Genomic DNA, 16581 nt, shown 5'->3' on the forward strand with positions numbered 1-16581 from the left:
AAAGTGTAGGTTTATTGCCTTCACTCAATCCAACCAACAGTGGAAATATACAGATGGGCAAAGGTACTCTTTACATCGTATCTGCACCTAGTGGCGCAGGTAAGTCGAGCTTGATCTCAGCAATGCTAGAAACCAATCCAACCTACGCAATGAAGGTATCTGTTTCACACACCACTCGCGGTATGCGCCCTGGTGAAGAAAATGGTGTTCACTACCACTTCGTAGAGAAGCATCATTTTGAAGACCTTATTACTAAAGGTGAATTCCTAGAGTACGCTGAAGTGTTCGGCAACTACTACGGTACTTCACGCGTTTGGATTGAAGAAAACCTAAACCGCGGTATCGATGTATTCCTAGATATCGACTGGCAAGGTGCTCGTCAGATCCGTGAACAAATGCCTCAAGCGAAGAGTGTATTCATTCTTCCACCATCAAATGGTGAACTAGAGCGTCGTTTGAATGTTCGCGGTCAAGACAGCGACGAAGTTATTGCGAAACGCATGAGCGAAGCAAAATCAGAGATTTCTCACTATGCAGAATATGATTATGTGATCGTGAATGACGACTTTGATGCAGCCCTAATGGACTTCAGAGCTATCATTCGTGCGGAGCGCTTAAAAGAAGATAAGCAAGCAGCGAAATACAGCGGCATGCTTACTGCTTTATTAGCGGAATAATCTAGATCCCCTAGATTTTCTATTGAGATAAGTATACGGTGATCTAGAAAGTATCTAGTTAAACTTGTATACTTTCTCGTCATCAAAAATTTATTAGTTAATTACTATTTGGAGTCCTCATGGCACGCGTAACTGTTCAAGACGCTGTTGAAAAAGTTGGCAACCGTTTCGACCTAGTTCTTATTGCGGCTCGCCGCGCACGTCAAATGCAAACTGGCGGTAAAGATTCACTAGTGCCTGAAGAAAACGATAAGCCAACGGTTATCGCTCTTCGCGAAATCGAAGAAGGTCTTATCACTAAAGACGTACTAGATGCTCGTGAGCGTCAAGAGCAACAAGAGCAAGAAGCAGCTGAACTTGCAGCAGTAAGCAGCATCGCTCACACTCGTTAAGAACGTCATTCGAACTAATTAACCTTCCGGGCCTTTAATTTGTATCTATTCGATAGCCTCAAAGACGTTGCCCAAGAATACCTAACAGAGCCTCAAATTGAGGCTCTGCGTCAATCTTATGTGGTAGCGAGAGACGCCCATGAAGGGCAAACCCGCTCAAGCGGTGAACCATACATTATCCACCCTGTAGCTGTTTCAAGAATCCTGGCAGAAATGCGTCTGGATATCGAAACCCTGCAAGCTGCTCTGCTTCATGATGTCATCGAAGACTGTGATGTCACTAAAGAAGATCTAGAGGAAAAATTTGGCAATACCGTTGCTGAATTGGTTGATGGTGTATCTAAGCTGGATAAGCTTAAATTTCGTGATCGCAAAGAAGCGCAAGCAGAGAACTTCCGCAAGATGGTTCTCGCCATGGTGCAAGACATCCGCGTTATCTTGATCAAATTAGCTGACCGTACTCACAACATGCGCACGCTTGGGGCACTTCGTCCTGACAAAAAGCGTCGTATTGCTCGTGAAACCCTAGAGATTTATTCTCCACTAGCTCACCGTCTTGGTATTCATAACATCAAGACCGAACTAGAAGAGCTGGGCTTTGAAGCCCTCTATCCTAACCGTTATCGCGTACTTAAAAACGTAGTGAAAGCTGCGCGTGGTAACCGTAAGGAAATGATCCAACGTATCCATAGCGAAATTGAAGGCCGCCTTGAAGAGGTCGGTTTGCCTGCTCGCGTACTTGGTCGTGAAAAAAACCTGTTCTCCATCTACAACAAGATGAAAACTAAAGAGCAGCGCTTCCACACCATTATGGACATCTACGCTTTCCGCGTCGTGGTTGATACCCCAGATACTTGTTATCGCGTACTTGGTCAGGCTCACAGCCTGTACAAGCCTCGCCCTGGCCGCATGAAAGATTACATTGCGGTACCAAAAGCCAACGGCTACCAATCTCTGCACACGTCAATGATCGGCCCTCACGGGGTGCCAGTTGAGGTTCAGATCCGTACTGAAGATATGGATCAAATGGCAGACAAAGGTGTCGCAGCGCACTGGTCTTACAAAGGCAACGGCTCACGCAGCAGTAATGGCACAACCGCACAGGTTAAAGCACAACGTTGGATGCAGAGCTTACTTGAGCTACAACAAAGCGCAGGTAACTCATTCGAATTCATTGAAAACGTTAAGTCTGATCTGTTCCCAGATGAGATCTTCGTGTTCACGCCGAAGGGTCGCATTGTCGAACTTCCGGCAGGCGCAACAGCGGTCGATTTTGCTTACGCGGTGCATACCGATGTCGGCAACATGTGTGTAGGTGCTCGTGTAGACATGAACCCTTACCCACTCAGCAAATCGCTGAAGAACGGTCAAACCATTGAGATCATCAGTGCTCCGGGCGCACGTCCGAATGCAGCATGGCTCAACTACGTGGTGACATCACGTGCACGTACTAAGATCCGTCAGGTTCTGAAAACCATGCGTCGTGAAGAGTCGATCACGCTAGGCCGTCGTTTACTGAATCATGCACTTGGCGAACACTCTATTGCCGATATCGGCCAAGAGAATCTAGAACATGTATTGTCTGACTTACGCCTAGAAAGCGTTGAAGACTTGCTGGCGTCGATTGGTCTTGGTGAGCTGATGAGTATCGTAATTGCTCGTCGTCTGCTTGGTGATGCTGACGAACTGACTGAAGTAGAAAACAACAGCGACACACCGAGGAAGAAACTTCCAATCCGTGGTGCTGAAGGTCTACTACTGACGTTCGCTAACTGTTGTCACCCGATTCCAGATGATCACATTATTGCCCATGTATCTCCAGGTCGTGGCCTTGTGGTTCACCGTGAAACTTGTCCAAACGTTCGTGGTTACCAGAAAGAACCAGACAAATACATGGCGGTTGAATGGTCTGACGATTACGACCAAGAGTTCACCGCTGAGCTTCAGGTTGATCTGCAGAACCACCAAGGTGCACTGGCTGAGCTAACTAATGTTATCTCGAAAACAGGCTCTAACATTCACGGTATTTCAACCGAAGAACGTGATGGACGCCTGTACACAGTGACAATCTTGCTGACCACCAAAGATCGTGTTCACCTTGCGAGCATTATGAAGAAGCTACGTGTGATGCCACACGCGCTGAAAGTAAGACGTCGTAAGAACTAACGTTTAAACTTGATAATAGTTTTGCCAAGAATTTAAATCCCCTTAATGCTTTATCGCTTAAGGGGATTTTTATAACCGTAATCCTAGTATTTACCGCGCTCCCTCCCATTCCTGCCTGTACAAAAATCCAGTAAAATGCTTGAATAGATTATCTCTCTTACGTTTATGAGCCTTGTTATGTCACAGCTTTTATCTGCTATCCCTCTCAACTCTTTATCTGGAGTCGGCGCAAAAGTCGCAGAGAAACTGGAGAAGGTTGGGCTTAACAACGTACAAGATTTACTGTTTCACCTGCCTTTGCGCTACGAAGATCGAACGCGTATCTACCCCATCGTAAAACTGCATGCTGGTTTATGGGCAGCAGTGCAAGGCAAGGTAATGCACGTCGATACCATTTTCGGTAAACGTAAGATGCTCGCAGTAAAGATCAGTGATGGTAATGGCACTATTACACTGCGTTTTTTCAACTTCACTGCAGGCATGAAGAATAACTTTGCCGAAGGCAAACAAGTGCATGCTTATGGTGAGATCAAGCGCGGCAATATGGGGCTTGAGATTGTCCATCCGGACTACAAATTCTTTGCGCCGAGGCAACAGCCAGACGTTGAAGCCAATCTGACTCCGGTGTACCCAACCACCGAAGGGCTAAGACAAGTCACGCTGCGTAATCTTACCGATCAAGCCTTAGAGCTAATCGACAAGGCCGCAGTTAACGAGCTTCTCCCATCAGGTTTATACGACCACCAAATTACCCTCGCACAAGCACTGCATACCATTCACAGGCCGCCCCCGGGCATTGACCTAGAGCTGTTTGATGAAGGCAAGCACCCTGCGCAACTGCGCCTAATTCTGGAAGAGTTACTGGCTCAAAACCTGTCTATGTTGTCTGTTCGTAGCAAAGGGCAGCAAGACAAGGCAATGCCTTTTCCTCCAGTAAACACCCTTAAAGATAAGCTACTGGCTCAGCTGCCGTTTTCACCAACCAATGCCCAAGCACGAGTGACCAAAGAGATCGAAGCTGACTTGGAAAAGCCGCATCCTATGATGCGTTTAGTGCAGGGTGATGTGGGCTCTGGTAAAACCTTAGTCGCTGCACTGGCGGCGGTTCGCGCATTGGAACACGGTCAACAAGTAGCACTTATGGCACCCACTGAACTACTCGCAGAACAACACGCGATTAACTTTGCCAACTGGTTTGAGGCAATGGGTATTCAAGTTGGATGGCTAGCAGGTAAGCTCAAAGGCAAAGCTCGTGAAACTGAACTAACACGTATTGCCAGTGGCGAAGCGCAAATGGTGGTCGGTACTCATGCCTTGTTCCAAGAGCATGTCGAGTTCAAAAACCTTGGTTTAGTGATCATTGATGAGCAACACCGATTTGGTGTCCACCAGCGATTAGAGCTACGTGAGAAAGGCGCAAAGCAAGGCTACTACCCCCATCAGTTGGTCATGACCGCTACCCCAATCCCACGAACGTTAGCAATGACGGCCTATGCCGACCTCGAAACTTCGATTATTGATGAACTGCCACCGGGACGAACCCCAATTCAAACCGTGGCAATTCCTGATACCAAGCGCGATGACATTGTTGAACGTGTGAAAAATGCGTGTCTCAATGAAGGCAAACAAGCCTACTGGGTATGTACGCTGATTGATGAATCGGAAGTACTGGAAGCTCAAGCTGCAGCTGATACAGCAGAAGAGCTACAACGCAAACTGCCTGACGTAAAAATTGGTTTAGTCCATGGCCGTATGAAACCCGCCGAGAAACAAGCGGTGATGCGAGAGTTCAAAGAGAACAAGCTGCATCTATTGGTTGCGACAACCGTGATTGAAGTGGGCGTGGATGTTCCGAATTCGAGCTTAATGATCATCGAGAACCCAGAACGTCTTGGCCTAGCGCAACTGCACCAACTGCGTGGCCGTGTCGGCCGAGGTTCGGTCGCAAGTCATTGTGTATTGTTGTATCACTCTCCGCTGTCTAAAACCGCTCAGAAACGCCTAGGTGTGCTACGTGAAAGTAACGATGGCTTTGTGATTGCACAGCGCGACTTAGAAATCCGTGGCCCCGGTGAATTGCTCGGTACCAAACAAACTGGCTTGGCTGATTTCAAGATCGCCGATCTAATTCGTGACCAACGTTTGATACCTGAAGTGCAGCGTATTGCGCGTCATATTCACGATAGCTACCCAGACAATGCTAAGGCGATCATCAACCGTTGGTTGGGTGAACGCGATGTTTACTCTAAGGCGTAGTTAACACTGAGACCGTATTCAAACGTAAAAAAGGCTTCCTCAAGGAAGCCTTTTTAGTGTGCGTTACTTTCATCAAGCAAGAGCGAGATTCCCTATTCGCTCGTTCCTCACGATAGGGAATGACGATCAAAGTAAACTTTCATCATCAAAGTCCATGGTTAGCAATTCGTCATCCTCGGAGAGGGAAGAATGACCGAGTCGGGGATCTCTTAACCGTTCCCCGAACCGAACTTATCGTCATCAAACGGACCGATGATAACTAGGGCTTAACCGGGAAACTGACCTGCGCTTTTAAGCCACCTTCACTGCGGTTATTGACCACAACAGCACCTTGATGCTGGCTAACGATACGTTTCACAATTGCTAAGCCCAAGCCCGTTCCTTCGCTACCACGAGCCGTGTCACCACGCGTGAAAGGTTCAAACAGCTTTCCGATCTGGTCTTGTGGAATACCCGGCCCGTTATCTTCTACCGTCACCCAAGCAAGCTTGTTATCCGCCGTCATACCAGTTGATACCTTGACCCAACCATTACCGTAACGCAGCGCATTCACCACCAAGTTGCTCACAGCACGCTTCATCGCGATCGGATTACCTAGCGCTGGCTTCATCGATTCTGGAATATCGGTTTCAATCTGAACCTCGTAGCCACCCTCAGAGCTCGATACCTCACGAGCAATATCATCGACAAACACCGCTTGGAATGAATCTCGGTCGACAGGCTTTAGGTAATCCATGAACTGGCTGATGATTTCATTACACTCTTCGGTATCACTGATAATCCCCTCAGCTAAGTAGGCATCCTCTGGTGACATCATCTCAGTCGCTAAGCGAATACGCGTTAACGGAGTACGTAAATCATGGCTGATACCCGCCATCAACAAGGCGCGGTCTTCTTCTAGCTCTTGGATGCCTTTCGACATCTGGTTAAAGGCTCGAGTTACCGAGCGAATCTCTTGTGCGCCTTGAACTGGCAATGGCGGTGGAATATCACCTCGCCCGACACCTTGCGCCGCTTTCTCTAGCGCTATCAACGGACGGTTTTGCAATCGGATAAACAGCCAACCACCTGCGACAATCAACAGCGCCATGATCAGACTGTTACGAAACAGTGGTGCAAAATCCTCTTCTTGCAGCTCTGATAACGGAATACGAATTAAAGAGTTGGGTAACTGCGCAATGTCCATCCAAAGCACATAGCTCTCTTTACCCAAGATCAGCCGCACTTCAGTTTCAGAACCCAGCTCCTTGGTCATCTCCTCACTCATCAGGTCGATTGCGACCGCATGGTAATACTCACCCGCCGCTTCGCTGTCCTTGGCGTGAACGGTTACCCCGAGCTGTTCAAGCACACGCTGACGCAATGGCGCATCGATCTCGATATCACTGCCTTGGTCCAATACCAGGTTTAGCTCGTGAGCCAAAATCTTATTAAACTGCTGCAAACTTGGCATCAACGCATAGTTAAACACCGCGTAATAAGAAAAAATTTGGCTAGCGACCAATAGCGTTAAGAAAAGCACTATCGACTGAGTAAAGGAGCTACGTATACGCATGGGGTACCCGAGATGTAGAAAGATAAAGAAAGTGTTATATGACTATAACTCTAAACCATTGTGCTGAATAGAAAACGGGCCATCGCATATTAATGAGATGACCCGTAAGATTCACAGAATCGATAAAGCTACTGTAGAGCTTATTAAGCTGAATTACACAGCTTTGCCATCTGGAACGAATACATAACCCAAGCCCCACACCGTTTGGATGTAGCGAGGTTTGCTTGGATCTTCTTCAACTAGACGACGCAGACGTGAAATCTGAACATCGATAGAACGTTCCATTGCTGAATACTCACGGCCACGAGCCATGTTCATCAGCTTATCGCGAGACATTGGCTCACGAGCATTCGTTACCAAGGACTTAAGAACCGCAAATTCACCCGAAGTAAGCGGCATTGGCTCTTCACCGCGGAACATTTCGCGAGTACCTAAGTTCAAGCGGAACTCACCAAACTCAACCACAGACTCTTCTGTGCTTGGTGCACCCGGTGCTTCAATGACTTGGCGACGCAGTACAGCTTTAATACGAGCAAGCAGTTCACGTGGATTAAATGGTTTTGGCAGGTAATCATCAGCACCCACTTCCAAGCCCACAATGCGATCCACTTCATCACCCTTTGCAGTAAGCATCAGGATTGGTAGCGAGTTGTTTGCGTTTCGTAGACGACGACAGATCGATAGACCATCTTCGCCCGGCAACATTAAATCCAATACCATCAAGTGAAAATTTTCACGGGTTAACAGGCGGTCCATCTGCTCACTGTTTGCCACGCTACGCACTTGAAAGCCCTGCTCTGACAGATAGCGCTCTAACAGTGCACGTAAACGAGCATCGTCATCGACCACTAAAATTTTGTAGTTTTCTTGCATGTAATGGTTCCACCTATTAAAGCTTAAACCTAAGGTTAAGCATTCTTGGTAAATTGTATATTGGTATAAGACATTAAAAATGTAACATTATTGGAGAAAAAGTCGCCTAAATAATTGTTAACGTATGTTGCCTTTCTATATATTCTATCTTAGATCATCATTTCATTAAGTCAGATTTATGAAAACCAAACTTATCACCCGAGAAGGTTATAACAAGCTCAAAGCAGAACATGACCACTTATGGCACGAGAAACGTCCTGAAATTACTAAGATAGTCACTTGGGCTGCAAGCCTTGGAGATCGTTCAGAAAACGCAGATTACACCTTCAATAAGCGTTTGCTTCGTCAAATTGATCGCCGAGTGCGTTTCCTACGCAAGTTCTTACCTGATGTAACTATCGTTGATTACTCGCCGCAACAAGAAGGTAAGGTATTTTTCGGTGCTTGGGTGGAAATTGAGAATGATGATGGGGAAATTAAGAAGTTTCGTATTGTCGGCCCTGAAGAGATCTACGGCGATGCTAAAGGCTATATCTCTATCGACTCACCAATGGCTAGAGCTCTGCTCAAGAAAGAAGTAGATGACGAGTTTACGGTAAAAACACCGGAAGGCGACAAAGAGTGGTTCATTAACTCGATTCGCTACGCAGACAACGAATAACCAAACTTAATAAACACTTAGCGATAAACTGAGTGTTCAGCAAACCCAAACTCCAGATAAAAGAAAACCCCGCAAGGCTTTCGCCTAGCGGGGTTAAGTCTCTATCGCAGCAATCCGGCTACTGTTTATCTCTTCGAGATAAGGTGCTCCCTGCATCTTTCCTTGATAGTGGCTAAATCCTTTAACCAATTTCCTTTTTGTTCATCGCCATCCTAGCGGTGTCCATTCTAGCCTGTCATCCTGACTGGCGAATCTCATCCAGAGATTATCACTTCCTTGCTGACTACTCATCCTAAGTAATCAAATCTTCATCCTGAAGATACCTAGTCCATTAGGCTTTTTCCTGTTCCTGCCAACTCCCTGTCGACAAGTTAAATATTACGGCAAATGGCCGTGTTTCCTAGATAGTCTTAAAAAACATTTCAGGTGAGAAATACGCCCACAAACACACAATCAAATAAAATCAGCAACTTAGTGTAACATCAAGACGATTTCATCGGTCTAAAGCGACTTAGTCTCACATCACTTGTAAGAGATCTCGCACAAAGCGGGTATCAGAAACGGAAATTCGACTTCTGACAGGATAATTACACAGCCAAAGCTAGAAAAAGCGTACGCTCACCCCCATGTATTTGTCATGATATTAAATAAGAGATTCATCGGATGAGCCAAGCTATCTGTCGACTGATCGCTGAAGAACTGAATGTCCGTTCTGAGCAAGTCACTGCCGCAGTAAACCTAATTGACGACGGTAACACCGTTCCCTTTATTGCCCGCTACCGTAAAGAAGTTACGGGTGGCTTAGACGATACCCAACTACGTAACCTTGATAGCCGCCTTTCATACCTTCGCGAGCTAGACGATCGTCGCCAAACAATTCTTAAGTCGATTCAAGACCAAGGAAAACTCACGCCAGAACTCGAGCGTGATATCACTCAAGCAGACAGCAAGACTCGCCTAGAAGATTTATACCTGCCATACAAACCAAAGCGCCGTACTAAAGGCCAGATCGCGATTGAAGCGGGCTTAGAACCACTTGCCGACACACTGTGGAATGAACCACAGCACGATCCAGAAACGGAAGCGGCGAACTTCATCAGCAACGATAAAGGCATTGCCGATACCAAAGCTGCTCTCGATGGTGCTCGTGCGATCATCATGGAACGCATTGCGGAAGACGCAAACCTACTAGAAAAGATTCGCCAACACCTAACACGCAACTCAGAGCTAGTCGCTCGTGTAGTGACAGGTAAAGAGCAAGAAGGCGAGAAGTTCAAAGACTACTTCGAGCACAACGAAACACTCAGCAAAGTGCCGTCTCACCGTGCACTTGCCATGCTGCGTGGCCGCAATGAAGGCTTCCTAACACTGGCGATGAATGCCGATCCTGAGCAAGAAGAAGGTGTACGTGGTTCATACTGTGAGAACATTATCTCTGATCACTACGGCATTACTCTGAGCAGTGCTCCTGCGGACGCGTGGCGTAAGCAAGTGATCAGCTGGGCATGGCGCATTAAGGTTTCTATGCACATGGAAACTGAATTGATGGGCGCAATGAAAGAGCGTGCAGAGATCGAAGCGATTGAAGTATTCGCAACCAACCTAAAAGACCTACTCATGGCAGCGCCAGCTGGTCCTCGAGCAACCTTAGGCTTGGACCCAGGTTTACGTACCGGTTCGAAAATCGCTGTCGTGGATTCAACCGGTAAGGTTTTGGCAACAGAAACTATTTACCCTCACCCACCTCAAAAGCAATACGACAAATCGGCACACGTGGTTGAGCAGATGGTTCGTCAATTCAATGTTGATTTGATTGCGATTGGTAACGGTACGGCTTCACGCGAAACCGACAGCTTTGTGGCTGACGTAATTAAACGCGGCAACCTAAAAGCGCAAAAGATCATTGTTAGCGAAGCGGGCGCATCGGTGTATTCCGCGTCTGAACTAGCTGCAAAAGAGTTCCCGAACATGGATGTATCAATTCGTGGTGCGGTGTCTATTGCTCGTCGTCTGCAAGATCCACTGGCAGAGCTAGTGAAGATTGACCCTAAATCGATCGGTGTGGGCCAATACCAACACGATGTGAGCCAAACTATGCTCGCTAAGCGCCTAGATGCGATTGTCGAAGACTGTGTAAACGCCGTAGGCGTTGATGTGAATACAGCGTCTGCCGCGCTACTTACTCGCGTAGCCGGCCTTTCTAGCACCATCGCTCAGAACATCGTGGATTTCCGTGATGAGAATGGTCGCTTCGAAGCACGTACTACGCTAAAGAAAGTCGCTCGCTTAGGGCCAAAAGCCTTTGAACAGTGTGCTGGTTTCCTACGTATTATGGATGGTAAGAACCCGTTAGATGCATCATCGGTTCACCCAGAAGCTTACCCAGTAGTGAAAACCATTGCTGAGAAAAACCACAAAGACATCAAATCTCTGGTAGGTAACACCGACTTCTTACGTGGTTTGCACGCGGTTGATTACACCAATGAAAACTTTGGTGTTCCAACGGTCACCGACATCATCAAGGAGCTGGATAAGCCGGGACGCGACCCTCGCCCTGAGTTCAAGACTGCAACCTTCGCAGATGGCGTAAACAGCGTTTCAGACCTAGAACCAGGCATGATTCTAGAAGGTGTGGTATCGAACGTGGCTAACTTTGGTGCCTTCGTTGATATTGGTGTTCACCAAGATGGCTTAGTTCATATTTCAGCGCTGACCGATCGCTTTGTCTCTGACCCACGTGAAGTGGTTAAAGCGGGCGACATCGTGAAAGTGAAGGTGATGGAAGTGGATGTTCAGCGTAAACGTATTGCACTAAGCATGCGTATGAAGGACGAGCCTGGACAAGACAACCGTGCTCAACGTTCAAGTGCACCTCGTACACAAAACCGCTCGAATCAAAACTCGCAAGGTGGCCAACGCCGTCGTGAAGAGCCGCAACAAAACGCTGCAATGGGTGGAGCATTCGCTGCCGCTTTTGCTAAAGCGAAAAAGTAATCCATTAGCTCATCTAAAAAGCTGATGTGCTTAAAACAGAAAACCTGCATCCCTTAGGGTATGCAGGTTTTTTTATTATGTGTTCAAAAAAGACATCGAAGCTTGGTTGACTCGTAAACTTTTGATTTATAAGACCACCAACATCTCTGATGGAGCATGAGGCGCAACAGCATGACCATAATGATACTTTATGACCTTACGTCGTTTCTCCATCTGTCCTTCCTGAATCGCCGCATCTAAAACATGCTTTGGCAGGCGGAAACGCATGGTATAACCTTTGCCTTGATCAGCACTGTATGTTTTCAGTGCCAATAAGCTGAACAGCCGATCAAAAGGGTCTTGTGGCTCTTCTTGGCTAACCGAATTGGCCTCTGACTCGTTCTCCATTTCATAACCTGGATGGTCTGAAGGATCCCAAGCCGACTGCTGCCTTCGTTTATCGTCTGATTTTACCTTACGCTCTGCATTGGTTCTCGCCAATGCTACTGCGGGAGCAATAGGTTCTCGGACTCTATTATCACGCGCAACTTGCTCTGTTTGCACATTAACGGACGGGGCGATTAGTGGCACACTCACTGCAGTTGCAGGTGACACAATCATCGCGAACTCTCCTCAAGAATCGCCCATCAATATTGCCATAACACTGTTGTACCGAGAGCGCACAACAGGCATAGCCCAACTTAGCGCAATCAGCTCTGGAGAGAGTTAGGTCTGAGTATCATGCAACACGTTGGTATTATACCAATCGTAGTAAATAACTGATCATCCTAGCTTGTTAAAATGCTCGATAACGGCGTTAGATTTTTTGATTGTAGAATAACTACTTATCGAAACTACTTGTCAAAAAAAAGCTGCCTTGTTCTCAAGCCTTTTACCTACGCTATTTTTGAACACTTACTTACTGTGATTGGTATTAGCTTATATATCGACCAAGCCGGATATATATTTAGCAATTATTTTTGTGCGAAGCTGACAAGCTCACTGCAAAAGGCATCCGCTTCGGTCATAAACGGTGCATGCGAAGACTGGGTAAATATGTATTGCTCGGTATGAGGCAAGGCTGTGCCTAAGTCTTTCGCAACCTTGATTGGCACCAATCCATCTAATCGACCATACAAGCGTAGCATTGGTACTGAAATCTCAGGCAGTTGTTCACGCAGATCGACATCCGACAGCATCTTTAATCCTGCCAATAATGAGTCAGGGTTCGGCAACGGGCGAGACAGCACCGCTTGCTTGAGTTGTTTTACATCTTGCCTTGCTGAAGGGCTGCCCATGGCTTGCAATGCCATAAAGCGTTCGATGGTGGTTTGGAAATCTTCAACCAGTTGCTCGGTGAATGCGCTTAATACGTTGGGCTGAATGCCTCGCCATAACACGGGCTCTTTTGCAGCGGCGAATTTGGGAGAACTGGCGACAGTCACCAGCTTGCTCACGTAATCTGAGTGATGGAGAGCCATGTGCGTTGCGACCAAGCCTCCAAGTGACCAACCCACCCAAATCGCTTGCTTTGGTGCTTCGGCCAAAAGCTGCTGAGCAATCTCTTCAAGATCTTGAGCGTGGCAGTGCGCGCTGTGTCCATACCCTGGTAAATCGACAACATGCACTCGAAAATCAGCTTGTAATGCATTAACGGTTTGTTGCCATACCGCACCGTTCATTCCCCAGCCGTGAACCAGTACTAAATCAGGCCCTTGCCCAGAAACATGCCAATATAACGCGTCACTCATTCTCAATATTCCCTACTTTTTCCATCAGCGATAATCCGCGCTTTTCAGTATGGTGAGCAAAAGGAACACCATAACCCAAAAGCATCACGAGCTATGTTATCCGATTGGCTACAAAAACACACACCACGTCTGGTCACACCTCAATGCCACCTGTGCAAACTTGATAAACTGCCCAGTGATACACATCCTCGATGGTGCAATTCTTGTCTCAAACTCTTTCAGCCAGTACCACGCTGCCAACGATGTGGTTTAAAAACACTGCTCACAGTAGAGCAGGGCGGACAGTGCTTATCTCAACCTCCACCTTGGCATCGTCTCTATTGCGTTGGGGACTACACCTTTCCGACAGCAGGTTATATTCAGCAAATGAAGTACGCTGATAAGTTTTGGTTTGCACGTGATCTATCTAAGCTATTGGCATCACGTATCGAATATCCTGCTCCGCTGATCACCAGCGTGCCGCTGCATTGGCGTCGATATACTCATCGCGGCTTTAATCAAAGTAAGCTGCTAGCCGACTACACGGCTCAAGAGCTTGGCGTTGAAAGTGATGTGCTCTTTCGTCGAATTCGCTCAACGGCTTCCCAGCAGGGGCTGACTAAATCCGCACGATTACACAATCTAAAGAGCGCTTTTGCGCTGCGAAAACAAGACGTTCAAGGAACTATCCCCTCTCACGTCGCGATAATTGATGATGTTGTAACCACCGGCAGTACTGTGTATCAATTATGCCAATTACTACTTGAAGTGGACGTTAAAAGGATTGATATTTACTGCATCTGCCGCACTCCTGAGCCCTCTGGATAAAAGCTGTGAATCACTACTTGTACAGCAATCCAACAAAAAAGGGCTGAATTACAAATCTGACAGGAGTAGAATGGCGCTAATAACCTACAAATCTACTCAGGTATTCGTCGTGTCAAATATTACTATTACAGAAACAGCTCAAACTCACTTTGCCAATCTGCTGTCACAGCAGCCTGAAGGTACAAACATTCGTGTGTTCGTGGTAAACCCAGGCACACAAAACGCTGAGTGTGGTGTTTCTTACTGCCCAACAGATGCTATCGAAGCGTCTGACACAGAGCTTAAATTCGAAGCTTTCTCTGCATACGTAGATGAGCTAAGCCTACCGTTCCTAGATGAAGCTGAAATTGACTTCGTTACTGACAAAATGGGCTCTCAGCTAACGCTTAAAGCACCAAACGCTAAGATGCGTAAAGTCGCAGACGATGCACCACTTCTAGAACGTGTTGAATACGCAATTCAAACACAAGTTAACCCACAACTTGCTGGTCACGGCGGTCACGTTAGCTTGGTAGAAATCACTGAAGACGGCGCAGCTATTGTAGCATTCGGTGGTGGTTGTAACGGTTGTTCTATGGTTGATGTAACGCTAAAAGAAGGCATCGAGAAAGAACTTCTTCAACAGTTTGAAGGTGAACTGACTGCTGTTCGTGATGCAACTGAGCACGATCGTGGTGAGCACTCTTACTACTAATCACTGATTTAGTGTTAGTTGTTATTTGAAAGGTTGATGCGCAAGCATCAACCTTTTTTGTTATGTGGATAAGCAAGTTAGGACTATCGCGTTCTCTCTATACTCTTTTGCTATACAACCATATTTTCACCTCGTTACCATCTTGAGTAAGGTATTCAAGTGATCGTAATCGATTCCTGCTTCAATAATTTTCGGATATGAAAACTCGGATCTAGGAACTCAAGGTCATTTCCCCTATATTAGAATGACTTTATAAGAAAGAATTCCAATGAGCTAAGGAGCGAGCGCAATGACGAAAAGGACCAAGCCAGAGATTTTGGCTAAACAAACTGTCGCTCAATCAAGACTATTCTCTATCGAGTCTCTCGACTTACGCTTTTCAAACGGCGAAGAGCGCACTTACGAACGCATGAAGCCCAGCGGGCGCAACGCAGTGATGATGGTTCCTATTACTGAGCAAGGCGATATTCTATTAGTACGTGAATATGCAGCGGGAACTGAACGCTACGAACTTGGCTTTCCAAAAGGGCTTATCGATCCAGGTGAGCAGCCAAACGAAGCCGCCGTTCGCGAACTCAAAGAAGAGATAGGCTTCGGTGCCAACAAGCTTACTCCGCTGAAGGAAGTGATCCTTGCACCCTCTTACTTCTCTAGCAAAATGACGCTGTTTATTGCAGAAGACCTCTACCCAGAAAAGCTAGAAGGTGATGAGCCAGAGCCTCTCGATATTGTGCGCTGGCCACTTGCTCAAGCCGAAGAACTGTTAACACATCTCGATTTCTGTGAGGCTCGGAGTATTACAGCCCTGCTTTTAAGCCTTCGTGTATTAAACAATAACTAGAACATTCAGGCTCGCTCTAAGAGTAAGAGAACATTTATGCCAATAACAAAAGATTTGTCTCACCTCCTACCCTCTGTCATTGAGATTGCTCGCTCTGCTGGTCAACTCATCTTAGAGATATACGAGAAAAAGGATTACGAAGAGTTCATTAAGAGTGATGACACTCCAGTAACCAGTGCCGATCTTGCAGCACATAAGCTGATATTAAAAAAACTCAGTGAATTGACGCCTGATATTCCCGTATTATCCGAAGAAGACGCCGACATCAGCCTAGAGCAACGCTCTCAATGGGATCGCTACTGGTTGGTTGACCCACTCGATGGTACCCAGGAGTTCATCGCACGAAGTGGTGATTTCGCGACAATTATCGCCCTAATCGAGCATAACAAGCCAGTGATGGGCGTGGTATACGCACCCGTTTCAGGTGTGAGCTATTACGCTTACAGTGGCAAAGGCGCTTGGAAGATCCCAGACCTTAATGACAGCGTGAAAATCAAAACGCATCGTCACGAGCTGCCAAACCAGTCAATCGCCATGGCGATCAGCCGTCGCCAGGACATCAATCGCATCACTAGCCGTATGAGCTCAGCATGGAATTATGATTTGGTTCCTCTAGGCTCAGCAGCGCTTAAGGCATGTTTAGTAGCAGAAGGTGCTGTGGATTGTTATCTGCGCCTTGGACCAACCGGAGAGTGGGATACCGCCGCAACCCAGTGCATTGTTGAAGAAGCTGGCGGACGTATCTTAAGTACTCAACTAGAACCACTTTCGTACAATGAAAGAGAAACGCTTGAGAATCCAAACTTCATTGTGCTCGGTGATGCCGACTTACCGTGGGTAGAAATTTTGCAAGGCAAAGACTAGGCGAGTTTGCTCCCTTTAACCGTCAGATATCCTCTAGATTCTCAGAACAAACAAAACGGGCACCTCAGTGA

Annotated in this window: 14 protein-coding genes; 10 read left to right on the forward strand and 4 right to left on the reverse strand. The window is 46.8% G+C overall.

Annotated elements, in window-relative coordinates:
* Positions 1–53: 53 nt before the first annotated feature.
* The 4 genes from gmk (at position 54) to recG (ending at position 5491) form a co-directional block, all read left to right on the forward strand.
* Complete coding sequence (gene gmk, locus AB4623_RS21795) at positions 54–677, forward strand: guanylate kinase (RefSeq protein WP_017062466.1); 624 nt, start codon at positions 54–56, stop codon at positions 675–677.
* A gap of 119 nt (positions 678–796) precedes the next feature.
* Positions 797–1069 (forward strand): DNA-directed RNA polymerase subunit omega, encoded by a 273-nt coding sequence (gene rpoZ / locus AB4623_RS21800; protein WP_009848003.1) that lies wholly within the window; start codon positions 797–799, stop codon positions 1067–1069.
* Positions 1070–1108: 39 nt separating this feature from the next.
* Positions 1109–3235 (forward strand): bifunctional GTP diphosphokinase/guanosine-3',5'-bis pyrophosphate 3'-pyrophosphohydrolase, encoded by a 2127-nt coding sequence (gene spoT / locus AB4623_RS21805; RefSeq protein ID WP_048612458.1) that lies wholly within the window; start codon positions 1109–1111, stop codon positions 3233–3235.
* Between the two features lie 177 nt (positions 3236–3412).
* Entirely contained in the window at positions 3413–5491 is a 2079-nt protein-coding gene (recG, locus tag AB4623_RS21810; RefSeq protein ID WP_372147364.1) for an ATP-dependent DNA helicase RecG, read from the forward strand.
* A gap of 259 nt (positions 5492–5750) precedes the next feature.
* On the opposite strand, the gene envZ is transcribed toward recG, so the two are convergent.
* Both envZ and ompR read right to left on the reverse strand, forming a co-directional pair.
* Positions 5751–7046: a two-component system sensor histidine kinase EnvZ gene (gene envZ, locus AB4623_RS21815; RefSeq protein WP_372090295.1), complete on the reverse strand. Its 1296-nt coding sequence runs from the start codon at positions 7044–7046 to the stop codon at positions 5751–5753.
* Between the two features lie 153 nt (positions 7047–7199).
* Positions 7200–7919 (reverse strand): two-component system response regulator OmpR, encoded by a 720-nt coding sequence (ompR, locus tag AB4623_RS21820; protein WP_008218409.1) that lies wholly within the window; start codon positions 7917–7919, stop codon positions 7200–7202.
* Between the two features lie 178 nt (positions 7920–8097).
* On the opposite strand from ompR, the gene greB reads away from it, so the two are divergent.
* Both greB and AB4623_RS21830 read left to right on the forward strand, forming a co-directional pair.
* Entirely contained in the window at positions 8098–8580 is a 483-nt protein-coding gene (greB, locus tag AB4623_RS21825) for a transcription elongation factor GreB (RefSeq protein ID WP_017062470.1), read from the forward strand.
* A gap of 663 nt (positions 8581–9243) precedes the next feature.
* Positions 9244–11574 (forward strand): Tex family protein, encoded by a 2331-nt coding sequence (locus tag AB4623_RS21830; RefSeq protein ID WP_102428474.1) that lies wholly within the window; start codon positions 9244–9246, stop codon positions 11572–11574.
* Positions 11575–11700: 126 nt separating this feature from the next.
* Here the strand turns inward: AB4623_RS21830 and AB4623_RS21835 are convergent, their stop codons facing one another.
* Together AB4623_RS21835 and bioH are read right to left on the reverse strand one after the other, a co-directional pair.
* Positions 11701–12174 carry a hypothetical protein gene (locus AB4623_RS21835; protein ID WP_017066129.1) on the reverse strand — a complete coding sequence of 158 codons (474 nt, stop codon included), beginning with the start codon at positions 12172–12174 and terminating at the stop codon, positions 11701–11703.
* Positions 12175–12527: 353 nt separating this feature from the next.
* Positions 12528–13304 carry a pimeloyl-ACP methyl ester esterase BioH gene (gene bioH, locus AB4623_RS21840; RefSeq protein WP_017063077.1) on the reverse strand — a complete coding sequence of 259 codons (777 nt, stop codon included), beginning with the start codon at positions 13302–13304 and terminating at the stop codon, positions 12528–12530.
* A 93-nt stretch (positions 13305–13397) separates the two neighbouring features.
* Here bioH and AB4623_RS21845 point away from each other — a divergent pair, with 93 nt between their 5' ends.
* The 4 genes from AB4623_RS21845 to cysQ all read left to right on the forward strand — a co-directional run bounded on the left by AB4623_RS21845 (position 13398) and on the right by cysQ (position 16510).
* Entirely contained in the window at positions 13398–14111 is a 714-nt protein-coding gene (locus AB4623_RS21845) for a ComF family protein (RefSeq protein ID WP_372147365.1), read from the forward strand.
* A 109-nt stretch (positions 14112–14220) separates the two neighbouring features.
* Complete coding sequence (nfuA, locus tag AB4623_RS21850) at positions 14221–14805, forward strand: Fe-S biogenesis protein NfuA (RefSeq protein ID WP_004741449.1); 585 nt, start codon at positions 14221–14223, stop codon at positions 14803–14805.
* A 289-nt stretch (positions 14806–15094) separates the two neighbouring features.
* Positions 15095–15646 (forward strand): ADP compounds hydrolase NudE, encoded by a 552-nt coding sequence (nudE, locus tag AB4623_RS21855; RefSeq protein ID WP_017062476.1) that lies wholly within the window; start codon positions 15095–15097, stop codon positions 15644–15646.
* Positions 15647–15682: 36 nt separating this feature from the next.
* The gene (gene cysQ, locus AB4623_RS21860; RefSeq protein ID WP_017062477.1) at positions 15683–16510 is read left to right on the forward strand and encodes a 3'(2'),5'-bisphosphate nucleotidase CysQ; all 828 of its coding nucleotides are present in this window, start codon (positions 15683–15685) and stop codon (positions 16508–16510) included.
* The last annotated feature ends 71 nt before the right edge of the window (positions 16511–16581 follow it).

Origin of the sequence: Vibrio sp. 10N.222.52.C12 (assembly GCF_041474215.1) — a bacterium.
Taxonomy (GTDB): Bacteria; Pseudomonadota; Gammaproteobacteria; order Enterobacterales; family Vibrionaceae; genus Vibrio; species Vibrio crassostreae_C.

Bases quoted from the DNA above. Each gene is read 5' to 3' on its own strand.
- ompR (WP_008218409.1), bottom strand. From the start codon at position 7,919: ATGCAAGAAAACTACAAAATTTTAGTGGTCGATGACGATGCTCGTTTA.
- nudE (WP_017062476.1), top strand. From the start codon at position 15,095: ATGACGAAAAGGACCAAGCCAGAGATTTTGGCTAAACAAACTGTCGCT.
- AB4623_RS21830 (WP_102428474.1), top strand. From the start codon at position 9,244: ATGAGCCAAGCTATCTGTCGACTGATCGCTGAAGAACTGAATGTCCGT.
- rpoZ (WP_009848003.1), top strand. From the start codon at position 797: ATGGCACGCGTAACTGTTCAAGACGCTGTTGAAAAAGTTGGCAACCGT.
- AB4623_RS21835 (WP_017066129.1), bottom strand. From the start codon at position 12,174: ATGATTGTGTCACCTGCAACTGCAGTGAGTGTGCCACTAATCGCCCCG.
- greB (WP_017062470.1), top strand. From the start codon at position 8,098: ATGAAAACCAAACTTATCACCCGAGAAGGTTATAACAAGCTCAAAGCA.
- bioH (WP_017063077.1), bottom strand. From the start codon at position 13,304: ATGAGTGACGCGTTATATTGGCATGTTTCTGGGCAAGGGCCTGATTTA.
- gmk (WP_017062466.1), top strand. From the start codon at position 54: ATGGGCAAAGGTACTCTTTACATCGTATCTGCACCTAGTGGCGCAGGT.
- recG (WP_372147364.1), top strand. From the start codon at position 3,413: ATGTCACAGCTTTTATCTGCTATCCCTCTCAACTCTTTATCTGGAGTC.
- envZ (WP_372090295.1), bottom strand. From the start codon at position 7,046: ATGCGTATACGTAGCTCCTTTACTCAGTCGATAGTGCTTTTCTTAACG.
- AB4623_RS21845 (WP_372147365.1), top strand. From the start codon at position 13,398: ATGTTATCCGATTGGCTACAAAAACACACACCACGTCTGGTCACACCT.
- cysQ (WP_017062477.1), top strand. From the start codon at position 15,683: ATGCCAATAACAAAAGATTTGTCTCACCTCCTACCCTCTGTCATTGAG.